Origin of the sequence: [Clostridium] scindens (assembly GCF_019597925.1) — a bacterium.
In the GTDB taxonomy this organism is placed as follows: Bacteria; Bacillota; Clostridia; order Lachnospirales; family Lachnospiraceae; genus Clostridium_AP.
The window spans coordinates 2,281,868-2,298,743 of record NZ_CP080442.1 but is presented as its reverse complement, the minus strand read 5'-3'; the positions used below and the strand labels follow the sequence as shown (position 1 = coordinate 2,298,743).

Sequence of the window (16,876 nt, the reverse complement as noted above, 5' to 3'; positions counted from 1 at the left end):
AAGGGGGAATAATATGCTAGACAGTATTAGTGCAGTTATAACCAAGATTGATGGATTGGTATGGGGCTGGTGGCTCATTATCTTATTGCTGGGTACTCATATCTACATGACAGTCCGTCTGGGATTCATCCAGAGGAAGACGATTTCAAAAGGTATTAAGTTATCTGTATCAAAAGATCCTGACGCAGAAGGCGAGGTTTCCCAGTTCGGAGCCCTGACTACGGCGCTGGCGGCTACCATCGGTACCGGTAATATCATCGGCGTAGGTACCGCGATCGCGCTTGGCGGCCCAGGAGCAGTTCTTTGGTGCTGGCTCACCGGCGTGTTCGGTATCGCGACAAAGTATTCTGAGTCCTTGATCGCTGTTAAGTACAGAGTTAAGACGGAAGACGGCCGTATGCAAGGTGGAGCGATGTACGCATTGTCCCGAGGCCTCAACTTAAAATGGCTGGGCATGCTGTTCGCGATCTTTGCAGGATTCGCTTCATTCGGAATCGGCTGCGCTACACAGGTTAACGCGATCGCGACCGTATGTAATGAGAACTTCGGAATCCCAATGTGGATCGTAGGAATCATCGTAGCAATCCTTACCGCAATCGTTATCTTCGGCGGTATCAAATCCATCGCAAGCGTATGCGAGAAACTGGTTCCATTTATGGCAATCTTCTATGTATTGGGATGTATCATCATTTTAGTAATGAACTATGATTACATCATCCCGGCTCTCGGAGTTATCTGCAAACTTGCATTTACGCCAGGCGCGGCAGCCGGCGGCCTTGTTGGTACCGGTATCAGAATGGCGATCCAGTTTGGTGTTGCAAGAGGTCTGTTCTCTAATGAATCTGGTCTTGGTTCTGCTCCTATCGCAGCAGCAGCAGCCCAGACAAGAAACCCGGTTCGCCAGGCACTGGTTTCCTCTACAGGAACATTCTGGGATACAGTAGTTGTTTGTGCTATGACAGGTCTTGTTCTTGTAACAACAATTATGAAGAACCCGACAATCAATGCGAATGAGATTTCCAATGGTGGTGTTCTTACATCCATGGCATTCTCTCAGATTCCATACCTTGGACCAATTATCCTGACACTCGGCATCATTTCATTTGCTTACTCCACGATTCTTGGATGGGCATATTATGGCGAGCGATGCGTTGAGTACTGGGCAGGAAGAAAGGGCCTGATTCCTTACCGTCTTGTTTACTGTCTGGTTGCAGCAATTGCCCCGGTAGTAGCGCTTGACATCGTTTGGACGCTGGCTGACATCCTGAATGCTTTGATGGCAATTCCGAACTTAGTTGCCGTATTGCTGTTATCGAATGTCATCGTAAAAGAAACGAAGATGTACATAAACGATCTGGATAAGGTGGATAGTACTCCGGTTCCAGTAATAAAAGACTAACGAATAAACAAAACTTTGTCTTGACAAATGCACTTTGTTGAATTAAAGTTAATAATGTAAATAAGATAAAACCGTTGAGAAAGAAGAGTAGATTATCGAATGACATCAAAGAGAGCGGCTGGTGGTGGGATTGCCGTATGGAGTTGATAATTGAATGGCCTTTCGAGGGCAGCCGGAAACCGTAAGGGAGTATGGCCTGTCGGGAACCGAACCCGTTATCAATCAGGAGTGTATGTTAGTACATGAGAAAAGTGGACGATTCGTCAATTTGAGTGGTACCGCGATAATGTAGTTTATTACCGCCTCAAACCTAGTGGTTTGGGGCGGTTTTTGCGTGCTGGCAGAAACCGCGGCCCACAAGTTTTCTCTCCTAACAGCAGTACCGGATGGCTGGCTATCTGCAGTCCGGATATCAAAAACAAGAAAAAGGAGAATGAAACAATGAAAAGAAAAGTAGTAGCAGGATTATTAACAGTAGCAATGGTGGCAGTTATGACAGCAGGATGCGGAAAGTCATCCGGGTCAGAAGGAAGTTCCAAAAAAGAGTACACGATCGGAATTGAGCAGTTTGCCGAACATGGATCTCTGGACAATTGCAGGGAGGGATTCCTGAAGGGACTGGAAGCGGAAGGCATCAAAGAAGGCGACAACCTGACGGTCAAGTATAAGAATGCGGCTGCGGATATGGGGACGGCAGGACAGATATCCGACTCCTTCGTATCGGATAAAGTGGATATGATCTGCGCCATCGCAACGCCCAGCGCCCAGAGTGCATTCAATGCGGCCATGGACAGAGATATTCCTGTAGTATATACCGCGGTAACGGACCCGGTAGCGGCGGAACTGTCTGATAAGGATGGAAAGCCAGTAGGAGAAGTGACAGGTACATCCGATAAGCTTCCGATCAAGCAGCAACTGGAAATGATGCGTGAGATGCTTCCAGATGCCAAGAAACTTGGAATCATGTATACGACCAGCGAGGCCAATTCCGTATCTGCCATTGCAGAATATGAAGATCTGGTAAAAGATTACGGATTCGAACTGGTGACAAAGGGAATTACGGCAACCGCAGATGTGGCACTTGCTGCAGATGACCTGTTAAGCGAAGTAGACTGCATCACGAATCTGACGGACAATACGGTGGTCGCATCGCTTCCGACCATCCTGGAAAAAGCAAATGATAAGAAGGTGCCTGTATTTGGCAGCGAGATCGAGCAGGTGAAGATCGGATGCCTTGCGGCAGAAGGAATTGACTATATTGCTCTTGGAAAGCAGACGGGACAGATGGCGGCAAAGGTATTAAAGGGTGAAAAGAAGGCATCTGAAATGAACTTTGAACTGATCACAGAGCCGGGATTCTACGTAAATACAAAGGTTGCGGAAAATCTGGGCATTACCGTTCCGGAAGATCTGGCATCCGGCGCGGTTGAAAGTTTTGACGATATTATTGCAGAGTAAAGAAAGAATTTGGGAGGCATTTTCATGGACTTTATAGTAACAATTGCGGAACAGGGCCTGATCTATGGGATATTGGCGCTGGGAGTATATATCACATACAAGATACTGGATTTCCCGGATCTGACGGTGGACGGAAGTTTTCCATTGGGAGCAGCGATCACGGCGGCCTTGATTACGAGAGGGATGAATCCTTATCTGACCCTGCCGCTCTCCTTTGGGGCGGGGGTGCTGGCGGGCATCTGTACTGGCCTGATCCATGTGAAATGCAAGGTGCGCGACTTGCTGTCAGGAATCATTATGATGACGGCATTGTGGACCATCAACCTGTATATTGCAGGGACGGCAAATGTTCCGCTGTTCTCCCAGGAAACAATATTTAAGAACGATTTTATGAAGCGCTTGATACCAGACAGCGTCTCAGGATATACGACGCTTCTGATCGTCCTGGTGCTGGCAATCCTATGCAAAGTGCTGCTGGATCTGTATTTGAAGACAAAATCCGGCTTTCTTCTCAGGGCGGTAGGCGATAATGATACGCTGGTCACCTCCCTTGCAAAGGATCAAGGCAATGTGAAGATTCTGGGCCTTGCCATTGCAAACGGGCTGGTGTCTTTAGCAGGCTGCGTATTTGCCCAGGAAGAACGGGTATTTGAGATATCCATGGGTACGGGGGCAATCGTAATTGGCCTGGCAAGCGTTATCATCGGAACCAGCATCTTTAAGAAGATAACGTTCCTTAAGGCCACGTCTGCCGTACTAATTGGCTCGATCATCTATAAGGCCTGCGTTGCGGTTGCCCTACGTAACTTTGAGCCGCAGGCAATGAAGCTGATTACGGCGGTCCTGTTCCTGGTAATCCTGGTCATCAGCATGGAAAGAAAGAAGAAGGTGAATAAGAATGCTTGAACTTAGCGGAATCCACAAATACTATAATCCCGGTACCATTAACGAAATGTGCCTGTTCGATAATTTCAGCATGAAGATTGAGCAGGGAGACTTCCTGTCCGTGGTGGGAAGCAATGGATCCGGCAAGACCTCCATGCTGAATATCATCTGCGGCAGCATTCCGCTTGAGGCGGGGAAAATACTGATCAACGGCAAGGATATTACCAGGGAAAAAGAGTATAAGAGAAATGCGAGGATTGGCCGTGTATATCAGAATCCGGCGATGGGAACCTGTCCATCCATGACGATACTGGAAAATATGTCCCTGGCAGATAACAAGGGGAAACTCTACGGACTGGGAAGAGGGACCAATAAGGCCCGCATTGCCTACTACAGGGAGCAGCTTAGCCAGCTGAATCTGGGATTGGAAGATAAGCTGGATGTAAAGGTAGGCTCACTTTCAGGCGGACAGCGCCAGGCGATGGCGCTACTGATGTCTACCATGACGCCTATCGAGTTTTTGATCCTGGATGAGCATACGGCTGCCCTAGATCCTAAGACGGCAGAATTGATCATGGAATTGACGGATCAGATTGTCCGGGAAAAGAAACTGACGACAATTATGGTAACGCACAACCTCAGATATGCGGTGGAATATGGAAACCGCCTGGTCATGATGCATCAGGGCCAGGTGATCCTGGATAAAAAAGAAGAAGAGAAACAGCAGATGACGGTAGATGAGATTCTGAAACTGTTCAATGAGATCAGCATAGAATGTGGAAATTAGATGAATTTGACCTAATTGCATTGACGCTTTGCGAAGCGGATGATAATATAATTAAATGATTTTCTGACGTAAACGAAAAATACAGAAGAGACAGGAGAGAAACATCTATGGCTAGAAGAATTGCAAAGTTCCACAAGGTAAGTTTCGAACAGTTCCTGGAAGGATTTATGGACTCCTTCGGGCCGATCGAAGAAGAGAAGATCAAGGAGGCTTATGACGGCGTCCGATTACCTCAAAGAGCCACGGCAGGTTCCGCGGGTTATGATTTTTATACACCGGTATCCATCGTGCTGCACCCGGGAAAGACGGTAAAGATTCCGACTGGAATCCGTGTGGAGATGGAAGAAAACTGGGTGCTTAAATGTTATCCGAGAAGCGGCCTTGGATTTAAATACCGCCTGCAGTTAAATAATACGGTGGGCATCATTGACAGCGATTACTTCTATTCGGATAATGAGGGGCATATTTTTGCGAAGATCACTAACGATACCAATGAGGGTAAAGTAGTGGAATTACAGGCAGGAACTGGATTCATGCAGGGAATCTTCGTAGAATACGGCATCACATTGGACGATGAAGTGACAGCGGTTCGTAACGGAGGATTTGGCAGTACTACAAATCAATAGATTTCCCATACAGGGACGCGGCATTTTTTAAAGTGCAGCGTCCCTGACTGCATATTTAACGGAAAATCTGGGCAGTCTATTCCTCAAAGCAAGTAAATGAGCGGAGGTAGGAATATGCCAGATAACAGGAAAGTGACTGCGTCCAGGGAAGAGAATGCAGCCTACATGAATCAGGTTCTTCCGGTGCAGGATAGTTTTGACATTATTCAAAGAGATATGCTGATTGGCGGCCGGATGGCTTCTTTTTATTTTATAGACGGATTTACCAAGGATGAGGTTATGCTCAAAATAATGGATTCGCTGTTCAAGGTAACGCAGGAGAATATGCCGGCGGATGCCACGCAGTTTTCCAGGGAGTGCATCCCCTATGTGGAAGTGGATATCCTAGGGGATTTTGATGATGTGCTGAGAAATGTCTTATCCGGCGTTACCTGTCTGTTTATAGAAGGCTATGAAGCCTGCATAGCGATTGACTGCAGGACTTATCCGGCAAGAAGCGTAGAAGAGCCGGATAAGGATAAGTCTCTGAGAGGATCCAGAGACGGTTTTGTGGAAACGATCGTATTTAATACGGCGCTGATGAGAAGAAGGATCCGGGATCCTCACCTGATTATGGAAATGACAGAAGTTGGCGATACTTCCCGAACCGACGTGGCTATCTGCTATATGGGCGACCGGGTAGACCAGGAACTGCTAAATACGGTGCAGCAGCGTATCAAAAGCATCCGGACGGATGATCTGAGGATGAACCAGCAAAGCCTGGCGGAATGCCTGTTCAAGAGAAAATGGTATAACCCATTCCCGAAATTCAAGTTTACAGAGCGGCCGGATACGGCTGCCGCATGCCTGCTTGAGGGAAAAGTAGTGATTATGGTGGATAATTCTCCATCTGCCATGATTCTGCCGACCTCTATCTTTGATATGATCGAGGAAGCCAATGATTACTACTTTCCAACGCTGACCGGACTGTATCTGAAGTTTTCCAGGACGCTGATTACCATTATGACCGTATTTCTGACGCCAGTGTTCCTGCTTTTTATGCAGAACCTCAACTGGCTTCCGAAAGCATTTGAATTCGTGGCGGTAAAAGATATGGTTAATATACCGCTGATCTTCCAATTGCTGATCTTGGAAATCGCCATAGATGGGCTGCGGCTGGCAGCGCTTAATACCCCCAGCATGCTGAGTACGCCGCTGAGCGTAATCGCCGGTCTGGTTATGGGAGAATTCTCAGTACAGTCCGGCTGGTTTAATTCGGAAGTCATGCTGTATATGGCGTTCGTAGCCGTGGCCAACTATACCCAGCCTAATTTCGAACTGGGCTATGCGCTGAAATTTATGAGGCTTCAGCTTCTGATTCTTACGGCGCTCTTTAATTGGATTGGATTTGCGGCAGGCTGCATTATAGTAATTATAAGCATCTGCTTTAATAAGACACTGTCAGGCAGGAATTATCTCAATGTGAAGCTGAATTAAGGGGGATTTTGGTGGAAGTGCTGGACGCCGGAGAGTGGGGGAGGCGTTTCCTGCGACGCTCTGGCGCCTGCATCTCTTGCACGGAGTCGTAAGGCTGCTTAGGAGTCGCCGATAGCGGCTCCTCTCCACCAGCCTAACGTCTCCGGCAAGGATATTCCGGACGCCGACGCTTCCCTTCGGAAACGCCTCCCCCACTCTCCGGCTGGCGGCACTTCGCCGGCAATCCGGGAGAAGTACAGGCGGAAGCGTACACCGTATGCAGGGTCGTTTTTGCAAGAGGATATAATTTATAAACAGTTGCAGGTATAGAGCTGGTTTGAAAAGGAATAAAAGTTCTTTCAAACCGGCTTTTATTGTTATATATCTCCTGCGTAAGGCGTACAAAAAACGCCAGCACACACGTAGATTTTACCAGCGAATTTGCGCGTAGCGGGCGGGGATGGGGGTGGGATTTTGGAGGGAAGCGGCGGCGTCCGGAATATCCTTGCCGGAGACGTTGGACCGTTGGAGAGGAGCCGCTATCGGCGACTCTTAAGCGGCCCTACGTAACCGTGCAAGAGATGCAGGCGCCAAAGCGTCGTAGAAATCCCACCCCCATCCCCGCCCGCGATCACCAAAATAAAAAAAATCCCATTTTACATTATCCCCAGACCGTGTTAAAATAATAAATAGTGCGTATTTTTTAAAGAGAGGTGTACATAATGCAAGAAACGACGAAGGATGAGAGACTTGGCAGCGAGCATTTGGGGAAGCTGATGGTATCGCTCGCGGTTCCTGCGGTCGCGGCCCAGTTAATCAATGTATTATATAATATCGTAGACAGGATCTATATCGGACATATCCAAGGATATGGAGATATGGCCCTGACGGGGGTCGGGGTTACGTTTCCGATCATCATGCTGATCGCGGCTTTCAGCGCATTTGCGGGAATGGGCGGCGCGCCGCTTGCGTCAATCCAGCTTGGAAAGCACGATTACGACCGGGCGGAACTGATATTGGGCAATTCGGCAGGGCTGCTGGTGATATTCTCGGTGGTGCTGACCATAGCCTTTTCGATATTTAAGACGCCGGTCCTGTATGCCTTCGGGGCCAGCGAGACGACGATCCAGTATGCGGAAAGCTACATTGGAATCTATCTGCTGGGAACAATATTCGTCCAGTTCGCTGTGGGACTTAATACATTTATCAGCGGTCAGGGAGAAGCCAGGATTGCCATGCTCTCCGTCTTGATCGGAGCAATTATCAATATCTGCCTGGATCCGGTATTTATCTTTGTATTCGGAATGGGGGTAAAGGGCGCTGCTCTGGCGACGATCATTTCCCAGGCTGTCAGCGCGGCATGGGTAATCAAGTTTTTGACCTCCAAGAAAAGCGTGATTCGTCTGAAGGCAAAGAATATGCGCCTGAAGGGGGATGTAGTCAAGCATATCGGAGGGCTTGGAATCTCCCCATTTATCATGCAAAGCACGGAGAGCTTGGTTAACATTACGTTAAATTCCGGACTTCAGAAGTACGGAGGGGACTTGTATGTAGGTACCATGTCCATTATGACGAGCATCATGCAGCTGATCGTAATTCCGATACAGGGAATTACGCAGGGCGTACAGCCGATCATCAGTTATAATTACGGCGCAGGAAACAAAAGCAGGGTCAAAGGAGCAATGACTCGGCTGATCGTGGTCTGCTTTCTGGCAACGATCGTCCTTGCGGGGGTTGCCGTCTTTGCACCGGGCGTTTATGCAGAAATCTTTACCAATAATGACCAGCTGGTGAAACTGACCTGCCAGGTTATGCCGATTTATTTCTTCGGTATCACGATCTTTGGCATTCAGTCTGCGTGCCAGTCAACATTCCTGGCCTTGGGGCAGGCAAAAGTGTCCCTGTTCATTGCGCTGCTTCGGAAGGTGATCCTGCTGATTCCACTTGCAATCATCCTGCCTAAGTTCATGGGCGTTATAGGCATCTACAGAGCCGAGCCGGTGGCAGACATCATCTCAGTGCTTACAACAAGCGTGCTCTTTGTCATTACGGTGAAAAAAGTTTTGCGAAATATGGGGAACAATGATATGATTAGTGCAGACCAAGGAAAGGAAGGTGGAACGAATGAGCGACTATATAATTAGTGTAAATAGCACGGTAGATTTGCCGAAGGAATGGCTGACTGAGAGGAATGTCCCGGTCATTCCATTAAAATATACGATTGACGGAGAGACCTATGAAGATATGAACGGCCTGTCGTCCAAGGAATTCTTCCAGAAACTCAGGGAGGGGAAGATGGCAGTTACTTCCCAGGTGAATCCTGACGAGGCCAAAGCCGCATTAGAGCCCATGCTACAGGAAGGCAAGGATGTGCTGCATCTGGGCTTCTCATCCGGGTTAAGCGGAACATATAACAGCGTGCGTATCGCCGGAGAGGAACTTAAGAATAAGTATCCGGACAGGAAGATCATCGTGATTGACTCGCTTTGCGCTTGTCTGGGAGAGAGAATTCTGCTTTATTATGCACTGAAGCTGAAAGAAGAAGGAAAGACGATCGAAGAGGTTGCAAAGTGGGTGGAGGAAAATAAACTGCATGTCTGCCATTTTGTAACGGTAGATGATCTGAACCATCTGCAAAGGGGAGGCCGCGTATCCAAGACGACGGCTATTCTGGGAACCATGGTACAGATCAAGCCAGTCATTCATGTGGATAACCAGGGATACCTTCAGGTGATCGGCAAGGAGAGAGGGCGAAAGAAGTCTCTGAACAAGATTGTGGATATGGCTGCAAAACAGGCAGAGGGATGGGAAAACGACATCGTTATGATCACCCATGGAGACTGTATAGAAGATGCCCAGTATGTGGCGGAATTGGTGGAAGAGAAGATGGGCGTCACCAATATCCTGATCAACAATATCGGCACGGTTATTGGAAGCCATACGGGTCCGGGCGTCGTTGCCGTGTTCAGCATGGGACAGTCGAGATAAACATGAAGAAGTGTAATGTCAGCATAAATAAGCCTCATTTCACAAGAGCGGAAAAAAGATTTATACTAAAAGTACGAAGAGAGTAATAGTTTTTCTGCGAGGAGGTGCTGACAGATGTTGAATTTGATTGGATGGGCAATCGTTGCTATAGGAGCGCTGTATGGCGCAACAAGCCTTTTTCATAAAGAAGGACACGAGAACTAAGGCAACCAAAAAAGACAGTTACAGATAAGTCTGTGACTGTCTTTTTTTATGGGCAATGCCCCGTCGGATTTGGGCGGCGTGTGAAAGATCTCTTACGCCTGCTCCAACTCAGAGGTACAGTGGGCGCATCTGGTAGCGTCGATGGGGATCTCTGATTTGCAGAAAGGGCAAATCTTCGTGGTGGGCGCTGGAGCCTCTTGCTCCTTGCCCAGACGGGCTAATCTTACTGCCTGAGCCTCTAAGGTATTGACTGCCTTCATGATAAAGAAGATGATCAATGCCATGATGAGGAAATTGACGATAGCGGTGATGAACTTGCCATAATTTAAAGTGACCTCGCCCAGGATATTTACAGAGAGCTGATCGAAATTCATGCCCCCGAATAAGCCCAGGATGGGCGAGATGATATCCTCAGTCAATGAAGTTACGATGCCGGAGAAAGCGCCGCCGATGATAACGCCGACAGCCATGTCCATTGCGTTCCCGCGGCTGATAAAATCTTTAAATTCGCCGATTAAGCCTTTTTTTGCCATAGTATTTTCCCTTTCTTATGTACGGTTTCTGGTAAAACCTTTTTCTACAATTTTAGTGTAGAAATGTAGGAATTGCAATTACTATTTGAGTAGAGAAAAAGGATTATAGGCGATGTACGTCAGGACAGAAGATAGTCCCGCGCATATTTGATGAAGACTTTCATGGCAGGCGACATATCCCGGAAGGAGGATACAGCCATGCCCAGCCGCCGGTAAGAGAGGGGCTTTAGAGGCCGCGTCTCAAAATTACCGCTCTGGCCGCGAAGAACAAGCTCAGGCAGTATGCTGATGCCCAGGTTGTGCTCGATCATGGACAGGATCGAGAAATCCGTGCTGGTGGTATACTTGATATCCGGCTTTATTCCAGCGGTCTTCAGGATTCGGTGGACATCGTTGCCGTAGGTATACTCAGAGCAGACGAAAGGCGCATTTTCAAACCACTCGATGGGTACTTCGTTATATTGGGCAAAGGGGTGGCCTTTTGGTACCACGGCCATCATAGGATCGTCGCAGACCGGGATGAACTCGTAAGGCTGATGCTCGTGATAACTGATGAACCCAATATCTACCTTGTGGTTCTCCACCCAGTCGATCAGATCGCCTTCATGGCCCTCGCTGATCTCAAAACAAATGCCGGGGTACTCTTTCTGGAACTCCTGGATGATTTCGGGAATCCAGTGTATGGAACAGCTGATATAGGTTCCGATGGTCAAGGTACCTTTCTTGGCTCCCTTGAGGAAGGATATCTCCTGATTCAGCGACTCGTTGGCTGAGAGAAGATTCCGTATTGCCGGAAGAAGGGCTTTTCCTTCCTTCGTGATCGAGACGCCGTGGTGGCCCTTGTTAAAGAGCGGAAATCCAACTTCCTGTTCCAGGGATTTCATCATATGCGTAATGCCGGACTGGGTATAGTTAAGTTCCTCACCGGCTTTGGTAAAACTCCCGTAGTCAACGACTGCGAGCAGTACGCTCCATTTTCTAAGATCCATTGTGTCAACTCCTTTTGATGCTGTTTCCGATAGGTTCTAACTCTATAGTACAGGTATTTTCGCTCAAAAACAAGTTGTGGGGGAGAAAAAAAGCAGTATAATAAAACCAAATGGACAGCAGGAGGGACATAGAATGAGGAAGAATCTAAAGATTGACCAGGAAATGAAGGAATTATGGCCGGCGGTCAGAGTGGGCTGCCTGCAGTATAAAGTCAAGGTTGAAAAGAAGAATGAGGAGATGTGGAAGTATTTAAAGAAAGATATCTTTAAGAAGGCAAAAGATGATATCTTCGATTATGGAATCAACGAGATTCCGAATATTAAGGAATCCAGGGCCGCCTATAAGGCTTTTGGCAAGGATCCAAGCCGCTACAGAGTGTCTTCTGAGGCACTGATCCGCAGAATCGGGCAGGGAAAAGGGCTTTATGAAGTGAATACCGTGGTGGACGTCAACAATCTGATCTCCATTGAGTCGGGATTTTCCGTAGGCTCTTATGACACGGCGAATATAGAAGATGAACTGGTATTCCGGGTGGGCCGGGAAGGCGAGACCTATAAAGGAATCGGCAAGGAGGAGATCAATATAGAATACCTGCCGGTGCTGGCTGATGAGAAAGGAGCGATCGGAAGTTCCACAAGCGATTCCGAGCGGGCTATGATCACGGACAGCGCAAAGGAGGTTCTGACGCTGATCTATTCGTTCTCCCGGAATGAGGATCTGGAAAAAGCGCTGGAGTATGGGAAGAAATATATGGAGCAGTATGCCAAGGCTACAGACATAGAAGCGTGGATCGTGGAATAGGGACAGGATATAAAAAAGGCCTGATGGAGGTATTCCTTCCATCAGGCCCTTCTAATCCAGTTGATTAATCTGTTAAATTGAGAACCAGCCAAGGCCGCTTGCTACGGAACTTGCAAGTATCAGTACCAGGAAGATGGGGGCAACCCATTTGATCATGACACTGAACAATTTCTCTGCCTTGAACTTGCCATCGGTCTCTTTTACTTCGTCGGATATCGTCTTTGGACGGATAATGAATCCGACGAAGATACAGGTGCCTAATGCGACGATCGGCATCAGGACGCTGTTGCTTGCGAAGTCCATGATATCAAGTACGGACATGCCCATCCAGCTGATGAAGCTTAGCGGTCCAAAGCCCAGTGAAGACGGAGCGCCTAAGATCAGCGCAAGAACTGCCACGAAAAGGCATGCGTTCCTTCGTCCCCAGTGGAACTTATCCCGGAAGATGGATACGATGGTCTCCATCAGGGAGATTGCGGATGTCAAAGCCGCGAAGAATACCAGCAGGAAGAAGATCGTGCCGATCGCCCCTCCAAATTTCATGCTGGCAAATACTTTCGGCAGCGTAATGAACATCAGTCCAGGACCTGCGCTGAGCGCGGAACGGTCGCCGCCGGAGAACGCGAATACGGCAGGAATGATCATAAGGCCTGCAAGGAAAGCGATGCCGGTATCAAACATTTCAATCTGGCGAACAGAACTTTCCAGATTATTATCCTTCTTCATATAAGAGCCATAGGTAACCATGATTCCCATTGCCAGAGACATGGAGTAGAAGAGCTGTCCCATAGCGGCAAGGATCGTCTTGGCTGATACATCCGACATATGCGGCTGTATGTAATATACGAGGCCTTCCATGGCTCCATCCAGTGTCAGGCCATATACAGAAATAATAACGGTAAGAACGACCAGGATCGGCATCATGACTTTGCTGACCTTCTCTATTCCTTTTTCAACACCGAACAATACGATGACCGCAGTCAATGCCATGAACAGGAAGAACCAGCCCAAAGGCTCGAAAGTGCCGCCGATGAAGTCGGAGAAGTAGGTATCTCCGGCTGAGGCTGCTGAGCCGCCGCTGATAAATACGGCAAAGTACTTGATTACCCATCCTCCGATTACGGAATAATAAGGAAAGATAATAATAGGAACAATGGATGCAAGTACCCCTAAAAAGCCAAAACGCTTATCCAGGGACTTGAAAGCGCCGATAGCGCTTAATCCGGTCTTACGTCCCAGAGCGATCTCGGCAGTCATAAGCGCAAAGCCGAATGTCACCGCCAGAATCAGATAAATCAATAAAAATGTTCCGCCTCCATATTTAGCCGCAAGGTAAGGGAATCTCCAAATATTTCCCAAGCCTACCGCTGAGCCGGAAGCAGCCAGCACGAATCCCAATTTGCTGGAAAAGTTGCTCCTTTTTTGCATGTTTAAAAACCTCCTCAATATAGTCTGTCATCCCAAAAAATAGATTATGCTCTATTATTACATGAATGGACAAATTTTTCAAGAAGAACAGTAACTTCTGCGGAAAAAATGTAAAATAACCAGTTGACACCCCACACTGGGTGTGGTAAATTATAACTTGCGTGAAGCAATAAACAAAGTAGAGTATCCACTCTCACCATAGCACGATCGGGTGACTATTGGTCTGATATTGAGTATAAAGGCTCGTAGAGGGTCATTTTATGCGGGTATGCAAGTGGATAGTCTGTAAACTATTCACTTATTTTTATTTTATGATGGAGGTGCACGACAATTAGCGATTTAATGATTAATGGGCAGATCAGAGACAAGGAAGTACGAGTGATTGGAGAGAATGGAGAACAATTAGGCATTATGTCATCAAGAGAAGCCATGAAACTTGCACAGGAAGCAGAGTTAGACTTGGTGAAGATTGCTCCAAAAGCCCAGCCACCAGTTTGCAAGATCATCGATTATGGAAAGTACAGATATGAACTTGCAAGAAAGGAAAAAGAGGCAAAGAAGAAGCAGAAAACCGTTGAAGTAAAGGAAGTGCGTCTTTCCCCGAATATTGAGACCAACGATCTTAATACGAAAGTGAATAATGCAAAGAAGTTTATCAGCAAAGGGAATAAAGTAAAGGTTACCCTGCGTTTCAGAGGACGCGAGATGGCACATATGCAGCAGAGCAAGCACATTCTGGATGATTTTGCAAAACTGCTTGAGGATGTGGCAGTGGTTGAAAAGCCGGCGAAGCTGGAAGGCAGAAGTATGAGTATGGTTTTAACTGAAAAACGTTAAAAATAAATTACAAATCTAAGGAGGAACTTATCATGCCAAAAATTAAAACAAATAGAGCAGCTGCAAAGCGCTTCAAAAAAACAGGTACAGGAAAATTAAAAAGAAATAAAGCTTATAAGAGCCATATCTTAACTAAGAAATCTACAAAGAGAAAAAGAAATCTTAGAAAGCCAATCATTACTGATGCAACCAACGTAAAGAACATGAAGAAAGTTCTTCCATATCTGTAAGATGTGGGATGATTTGAAGGAGGAAATAGGACATGGCAAGAATTAAAGGCGGATTAAACGCTAAGAAAAGACACAACAGGACATTAAAGTTAGCAAAAGGATACAGAGGAGCACGTTCTAAGCAGTACAGAGTTGCAAAACAGTCTGTTATGAGAGCGCTCACATCTGCATATGCAGGAAGAAAGCAGCGCAAGCGCCAGATGCGTCAGCTTTGGATCGCACGTATCAACGCTGCAGCAAGAATGAATGGATTATCTTACAGCAAATTCATGCACGGCTTAAAACTGGCTAACATCGACGTGAACAGAAAGATGCTGGCAGAACTGGCTGTAAACGATGCAGAAGGATTCGCAACACTGGCAGAACTTGCAAAGGCTAAGGTTGCTTAATTATAGCGGATTAGAAAGAGAATGAGGGCCGGATACACATGTTGTATCCGGTCTTTTTATGCAATAAGAGAAAAGTCTGAAAAAAGTTCTTGACAGCAGCAAATTATCGTGATAAATTGTCACTAAACCGATGAGGAAGAGTAAGTACTTTTGGAAATTCATCACACAGAGAGCTGCAGATGGTGGGATTGCAGCAGGCTGAATCCAGAGGGAATGGGCTTCTGAGGGCAAGTTGAAGATATTTAGTAGGCGAGCCGGAGAGAGTACTCCGTTAACAAAGTCCGCGTATGATGGTACGCATGAGTGGGTATATGGATCAGATATACCAAGCCGGGTGGCACCGCAGGAGTTTTGATAATACTACTCTTGTCCCTGCAATAGTTATTGTATGGGATAAGGGTATTTTTTTTGCTTTCGCCGATCAGGCGGGCATTGAAAATACCATGTCCCGAAACCCAGCATTGAAAGGAGAAGAAAGTGATGAAAGAAAAGCAGATCCCTTACAAAATCTATCTGGAAGAAAGCGAGATGCCTAAGACATGGTACAATGTGCGGGCGGACATGGAGAATAAGCCGGCCCCGCTTCTGAATCCCGGAACCTTAAAGCCTATGACGGCAGAAGAACTGTCCGCCGTATTCTGCGAGGAACTAGTAGCTCAGGAACTGGACAATGATAACCGTTATATCGATATCCCGCAGGAGATACTTGATTTCTATAAGATGTACCGTCCGGCGCCTCTGATACGGGCATACTGCCTGGAAGAGAAACTGGATACGCCGGCGAAGATTTATTATAAGTTTGAAGGAAATAATACCAGCGGAAGCCATAAACTTAACTCCGCCATCGCGCAAGCCTACTATGCCAAGAAGCAAGGGCTTAAAGGAGTGACCACGGAGACGGGCGCGGGACAGTGGGGAACCGCTCTTTCCATGGCCTGCTCTTATCTGGATCTGGACTGCAAGGTATTCATGGTCAAATGCTCATACGAGCAGAAGCCTTTCCGACGGGAAGTGATGCGTACCTATGGAGCCAGCGTCACACCGTCCCCATCGGAAGAGACACAGGTGGGACGCAGGATTCTGGCAGAGCATCCAGGCACGACTGGAAGCCTGGGCTGCGCCATATCAGAGGCTGTGGAAGTGGCGGTTGGAAGCGAAGGGTATCGTTATGTACTTGGAAGCGTGCTGAACCAGGTGCTTCTGCATCAGTCGATCATCGGCATGGAGACGAAGATTGCTCTTGACAAGTATGGAATTACGCCGGACATCATCATTGGGTGCGCTGGAGGCGGTTCGAACCTTGGAGGCCTGATTTCTCCGTTCATGGGAGAGAAATTAAGGGGAGAGAAGGAGTATCACTTTATCGCCGTAGAGCCGGCTTCCTGCCCGAGCCTCACCCGAGGCGTATATGCCTATGATTTCTGCGACACCGGAATGGTATGCCCGCTGGCAAAGATGTATACTCTGGGAAGCGGATTCATACCATCTGCGAACCATGCAGGAGGACTTCGCTATCACGGCATGAGTTCCATTCTTTCCCAGTTGTATGCGGATGGATATATGGAGGCCCGGTCTGTGGAGCAGACGGCTGTATTCGAGGCCGCCGAGCGTTTCGCGAGAGTGGAGGGAATCCTCCCCGCGCCGGAGAGCAGCCACGCCATCAAAGTTGCCATTGACGAGGCGCTCAAATGCAAAGAGACAGGGGAAGAGAAGACCATCGTGTTCGGGCTGACCGGAACTGGATACTTTGATATGATGGCATATGAAAAGTTCCACAACAAAGAGATGACCGACTATATCCCTACCGACGAGGACTTGAAAAAGGGCTTTGATGGAATTCCCAGGTTCCCGGGAAATATGCAGTAG

At 47.5% G+C, this 16,876-nt stretch carries 17 protein-coding genes and 1 other annotated feature; of the genes, 14 read left to right on the top strand and 3 right to left on the bottom strand.

Features of this window, described 5'->3' with window-relative positions; all coding sequences use genetic code 11:
* The first annotated feature begins 13 nt into the window (after positions 1 to 13).
* From K0036_RS11070 to K0036_RS11035, 8 genes are all read left to right on the top strand, one after another.
* Positions 14 to 1,399 (top strand): alanine/glycine:cation symporter family protein, encoded by a 1,386-nt coding sequence (locus K0036_RS11070; RefSeq protein ID WP_025643258.1) that lies wholly within the window; start codon positions 14 to 16, stop codon positions 1,397 to 1,399.
* Positions 1,400 to 1,464: 65 nt separating this feature from the next.
* Positions 1,465 to 1,709 (top strand) — a binding site (T-box leader).
* A gap of 131 nt (positions 1,710 to 1,840) precedes the next feature.
* On the top strand, positions 1,841 to 2,857 hold the full coding sequence (locus tag K0036_RS11065; RefSeq protein WP_173694553.1) for an ABC transporter substrate-binding protein: 1,017 nt from the start codon (positions 1,841 to 1,843) through the stop codon (positions 2,855 to 2,857).
* Between the two features lie 24 nt (positions 2,858 to 2,881).
* Entirely contained in the window at positions 2,882 to 3,763 is an 882-nt protein-coding gene (locus K0036_RS11060; protein ID WP_025643260.1) for an ABC transporter permease, read from the top strand.
* Positions 3,756 to 4,529, top strand: a complete 774-nt coding sequence (locus tag K0036_RS11055) for an ABC transporter ATP-binding protein (protein WP_173694552.1) — start codon at positions 3,756 to 3,758, stop codon at positions 4,527 to 4,529. The genes K0036_RS11060 and K0036_RS11055 overlap by 8 nt, the downstream gene beginning before the upstream one ends.
* 107 nt (positions 4,530 to 4,636) lie before the next feature.
* A complete protein-coding gene (locus K0036_RS11050) occupies positions 4,637 to 5,155 on the top strand; it encodes a deoxyuridine 5'-triphosphate nucleotidohydrolase (protein ID WP_025643262.1) in 519 nt (172 codons plus the stop codon).
* A gap of 114 nt (positions 5,156 to 5,269) precedes the next feature.
* The gene (locus K0036_RS11045; RefSeq protein ID WP_220429735.1) at positions 5,270 to 6,631 is read left to right on the top strand and encodes a spore germination protein; all 1,362 of its coding nucleotides are present in this window, start codon (positions 5,270 to 5,272) and stop codon (positions 6,629 to 6,631) included.
* A 701-nt stretch (positions 6,632 to 7,332) separates the two neighbouring features.
* Positions 7,333 to 8,754, top strand: a complete 1,422-nt coding sequence (locus K0036_RS11040; protein WP_220429734.1) for an MATE family efflux transporter — start codon at positions 7,333 to 7,335, stop codon at positions 8,752 to 8,754.
* Complete coding sequence (locus K0036_RS11035) at positions 8,735 to 9,598, top strand: DegV family protein (protein ID WP_220429733.1); 864 nt, start codon at positions 8,735 to 8,737, stop codon at positions 9,596 to 9,598. The genes K0036_RS11040 and K0036_RS11035 overlap by 20 nt, the downstream gene beginning before the upstream one ends.
* Before the next feature lie 296 nt (positions 9,599 to 9,894).
* Here the strand turns inward: K0036_RS11035 and mscL are convergent, their stop codons facing one another.
* Complete coding sequence (gene mscL, locus K0036_RS11030) at positions 9,895 to 10,335, bottom strand: large conductance mechanosensitive channel protein MscL (protein ID WP_173694549.1); 441 nt, start codon at positions 10,333 to 10,335, stop codon at positions 9,895 to 9,897.
* A 119-nt stretch (positions 10,336 to 10,454) separates the two neighbouring features.
* Entirely contained in the window at positions 10,455 to 11,324 is an 870-nt protein-coding gene (locus K0036_RS11025; protein WP_220429732.1) for a LysR family transcriptional regulator, read from the bottom strand.
* Positions 11,325 to 11,457: 133 nt separating this feature from the next.
* Here K0036_RS11025 and K0036_RS11020 point away from each other — a divergent pair, with 133 nt between their 5' ends.
* Entirely contained in the window at positions 11,458 to 12,126 is a 669-nt protein-coding gene (locus K0036_RS11020) for a B3/4 domain-containing protein (RefSeq protein ID WP_252997918.1), read from the top strand.
* Between the two features lie 72 nt (positions 12,127 to 12,198).
* Here K0036_RS11020 and K0036_RS11015 read toward each other — a convergent pair whose 3' ends face one another.
* A complete protein-coding gene (locus K0036_RS11015) occupies positions 12,199 to 13,554 on the bottom strand; it encodes a sodium-dependent transporter (RefSeq protein ID WP_025643268.1) in 1,356 nt (451 codons plus the stop codon).
* A 342-nt stretch (positions 13,555 to 13,896) separates the two neighbouring features.
* On the opposite strand from K0036_RS11015, the gene infC reads away from it, so the two are divergent.
* The 5 genes from infC (at position 13,897) to K0036_RS10990 (ending at position 16,876) form a co-directional block, all read left to right on the top strand.
* Positions 13,897 to 14,391 (top strand): translation initiation factor IF-3, encoded by a 495-nt coding sequence (gene infC / locus K0036_RS11010; RefSeq protein ID WP_025643269.1) that lies wholly within the window; start codon positions 13,897 to 13,899, stop codon positions 14,389 to 14,391.
* 32 nt (positions 14,392 to 14,423) lie between these two features.
* The gene (gene rpmI, locus K0036_RS11005; protein WP_004606643.1) at positions 14,424 to 14,621 is read left to right on the top strand and encodes a 50S ribosomal protein L35; all 198 of its coding nucleotides are present in this window, start codon (positions 14,424 to 14,426) and stop codon (positions 14,619 to 14,621) included.
* Between the two features lie 32 nt (positions 14,622 to 14,653).
* Positions 14,654 to 15,010 carry a 50S ribosomal protein L20 gene (gene rplT / locus K0036_RS11000; RefSeq protein ID WP_004606644.1) on the top strand — a complete coding sequence of 119 codons (357 nt, stop codon included), beginning with the start codon at positions 14,654 to 14,656 and terminating at the stop codon, positions 15,008 to 15,010.
* Between the two features lie 311 nt (positions 15,011 to 15,321).
* Complete coding sequence (locus K0036_RS10995) at positions 15,322 to 15,546, top strand: hypothetical protein (RefSeq protein WP_173694547.1); 225 nt, start codon at positions 15,322 to 15,324, stop codon at positions 15,544 to 15,546.
* Positions 15,491 to 16,876, top strand: coding sequence for a TrpB-like pyridoxal phosphate-dependent enzyme (locus K0036_RS10990; RefSeq protein ID WP_220429731.1), 1,386 nt, complete (start codon positions 15,491 to 15,493; stop codon positions 16,874 to 16,876). Before K0036_RS10995 ends, K0036_RS10990 begins: the two co-directional genes overlap by 56 nt.

Bases quoted from the DNA above. Each gene is read 5' to 3' on its own strand.
- K0036_RS11070 (WP_025643258.1), top strand. From the start codon at position 14: ATGCTAGACAGTATTAGTGCAGTTATAACCAAGATTGATGGATTGGTA.
- K0036_RS11065 (WP_173694553.1), top strand. From the start codon at position 1,841: ATGAAAAGAAAAGTAGTAGCAGGATTATTAACAGTAGCAATGGTGGCA.
- K0036_RS11060 (WP_025643260.1), top strand. From the start codon at position 2,882: ATGGACTTTATAGTAACAATTGCGGAACAGGGCCTGATCTATGGGATA.
- K0036_RS11055 (WP_173694552.1), top strand. From the start codon at position 3,756: ATGCTTGAACTTAGCGGAATCCACAAATACTATAATCCCGGTACCATT.
- K0036_RS11050 (WP_025643262.1), top strand. From the start codon at position 4,637: ATGGCTAGAAGAATTGCAAAGTTCCACAAGGTAAGTTTCGAACAGTTC.
- K0036_RS11045 (WP_220429735.1), top strand. From the start codon at position 5,270: ATGCCAGATAACAGGAAAGTGACTGCGTCCAGGGAAGAGAATGCAGCC.
- K0036_RS11040 (WP_220429734.1), top strand. From the start codon at position 7,333: ATGCAAGAAACGACGAAGGATGAGAGACTTGGCAGCGAGCATTTGGGG.
- K0036_RS11035 (WP_220429733.1), top strand. From the start codon at position 8,735: ATGAGCGACTATATAATTAGTGTAAATAGCACGGTAGATTTGCCGAAG.
- mscL (WP_173694549.1), bottom strand. From the start codon at position 10,335: ATGGCAAAAAAAGGCTTAATCGGCGAATTTAAAGATTTTATCAGCCGC.
- K0036_RS11025 (WP_220429732.1), bottom strand. From the start codon at position 11,324: ATGGATCTTAGAAAATGGAGCGTACTGCTCGCAGTCGTTGACTACGGG.
- K0036_RS11020 (WP_252997918.1), top strand. From the start codon at position 11,458: ATGAGGAAGAATCTAAAGATTGACCAGGAAATGAAGGAATTATGGCCG.
- K0036_RS11015 (WP_025643268.1), bottom strand. From the start codon at position 13,554: ATGCAAAAAAGGAGCAACTTTTCCAGCAAATTGGGATTCGTGCTGGCT.
- infC (WP_025643269.1), top strand. From the start codon at position 13,897: ATGATTAATGGGCAGATCAGAGACAAGGAAGTACGAGTGATTGGAGAG.
- rpmI (WP_004606643.1), top strand. From the start codon at position 14,424: ATGCCAAAAATTAAAACAAATAGAGCAGCTGCAAAGCGCTTCAAAAAA.
- rplT (WP_004606644.1), top strand. From the start codon at position 14,654: ATGGCAAGAATTAAAGGCGGATTAAACGCTAAGAAAAGACACAACAGG.
- K0036_RS10995 (WP_173694547.1), top strand. From the start codon at position 15,322: ATGGATCAGATATACCAAGCCGGGTGGCACCGCAGGAGTTTTGATAAT.
- K0036_RS10990 (WP_220429731.1), top strand. From the start codon at position 15,491: ATGAAAGAAAAGCAGATCCCTTACAAAATCTATCTGGAAGAAAGCGAG.